This is a genomic window from Peptoniphilus timonensis JC401, from assembly GCF_000312025.1.
Classification (GTDB): domain Bacteria; phylum Bacillota; class Clostridia; order Tissierellales; family Peptoniphilaceae; genus Peptoniphilus_A; species Peptoniphilus_A timonensis.
In genome coordinates this window covers 524,002-525,947 of sequence record NZ_HE978593.1, presented here as the reverse complement: position 1 = coordinate 525,947, position 1,946 = coordinate 524,002, and the positions used below count along the sequence as shown (strand labels likewise).

The 1,946-nt window shown below is 30.0% G+C and carries 2 protein-coding genes; one reads left to right on the top strand and one right to left on the bottom strand.

Features of this window, described 5'->3' with window-relative positions:
* Window positions 1–150: 150 nt before the first annotated feature.
* Window positions 151–930, bottom strand: a complete 780-nt coding sequence (locus HGPT_RS02550; RefSeq protein ID WP_019138313.1) for a threonine/serine exporter family protein — start codon at window positions 928–930, stop codon at window positions 151–153.
* 107 nt (window positions 931–1,037) lie between these two features.
* Here HGPT_RS02550 and der point away from each other — a divergent pair.
* On the top strand, window positions 1,038–1,946 hold a 909-nt coding region (der, locus tag HGPT_RS02545; RefSeq protein ID WP_081578495.1), incomplete at its 3' end, for a ribosome biogenesis GTPase Der.

Here is a 1,946-nt window from a genome sequence, read left to right as displayed (position 1 = left end):
AATTATCAGAAAATTCATATAAGAGTTCATATATAACCCAAATAAAACCTGACAATGCTGACGTAATAAGTCTAACTCTTTTAGGTAATTTAAAATAGATAGTAAATCCATAAGTCGCTAAAGTCGATAAAAGAAATTGCTCTAAACTTTTCATAATATAAACCTCATAATTTTTAGACCAACACCAACTCCAAAAGCTATGGCAAGAGCAATGAAAAAGGCCTTGATCATAGTTATAGCTCCTGTTATGAATTCTCCACTCATAATATCTCTAACAGAGTTTGTTATAGCAACTCCAGGAACAAGAAGCATTATTACACCGATTACTATATTGTCCACATTTGATCCGAATCCAAAATGAACACATAGAATTGCAAGTATTGAAGTTATAAAAGCACAGATAATATTATTAATAAAAAAGGATAGCTTAAGATAGCTTAATTTATCCAGCACAATTGGAATTAAAATACCAATTAGAAAGCTAGCAGCAAAATCCTTTATATTTCCTCCAAATAAAACTGAAAAAAAAGAAGCAGCAATTCCTCCTGAAAAATAAATTTTATATGGGCTTTCTTCTTTTCCGTCAATTTCAAAAAGCCTATCATAAGCTTCTTTAATTGAGAGATCCTTAGAAACAAATTCTCTAGAAAAAGAATTTACGCAATCAATTTTGTAAAGATTTGTATCTGAAATAGTAATCTTTCTAAAATTGCTAAGAGTTTCACCCTCAAATTCCATAGAGATAAATATAGCGGAGGGTAGGGCATAAGCTGCAACATTTGAAATATTAGAAACAGATTTACAAATTCGCTCTATTGTATCTTCAGCTCTATAACTTTCTGCTCCATTTTGGATGAGAAGTGCACCAGTATATAAAGACAAGTTCATTAAATCTTTAGCATCTTTTATATTATTTAATACTTTAGCCATTTTATCACCAAAACAATTATACTATGCAGTTTTTTTATTCTCAATCTAATTAGTAAATTGATTATGATAATTTAGTTTGATATAATATTTAAGATAGGGGTGATTATATGGAAATGCCCATAATTTCAATAATTGGCAGACCAAATGTAGGCAAATCTACACTATTTAATAAAATAGTTGGAAAAAAGATATCAATTACAGAAGACACACCAGGTGTTACCAGAGATAGGATTTATCAGCCTGCAACTTGGCTTAATTATAAATTTTTATTAGTGGATACAGGTGGGCTTGATTTAAAGGATGAAGACATATTTATGTCTAACATTAAGGCACAAATAGATATAGCTTTAGACACCTCAGACGTCGTTATATTTGTTGTTGATGGAGCTGAAGGAATAAATCCCACTGATAGAGAAATTTCAAACTTTTTAAGAAAAACAAAAACTAAAGTAATTCTTGCTGTAAATAAATTTGATTCAAAAATAACAAAAGAGAATATTTATGATTTTTACGAATTAGGTTTAGGTGAACCTGTAGGAATTAGTGCAGAACAAGGAACTGGTGTAGGCGACTTGCTAGATGAAGTCGTTAAGGATTTGACACCATTAGATGAAATTGAAGAAGATGACAATATAAGAGTTACTTTAATAGGAAAACCTAATGTTGGAAAATCTTCTTTGCTTAATTATTTAACTGGCGAAAATAGATCTATTGTAACAAATATACCTGGAACTACAAGAGATTCAATTGACTCACTAATTAAATACAAGGATAATGAATATGTTTTTGTCGATACTGCTGGACTAAGAAAGAAAAAGAAAATTGTTCCAGGAGTTGAAAGATATTCAGTTATTAGAACTTTAACAGCGATTGAAAGATCAAATGTATGTGTCCTTATGATAGATGCTCTTGAAGGTGTAACTGAACAAGATTCAAAAATAGTTGGATACGCTCATGATAATAATAAAGCAATTATAATTGCTGTAAATAAGTGGGATGCTCTTAGAAAAAGAGAC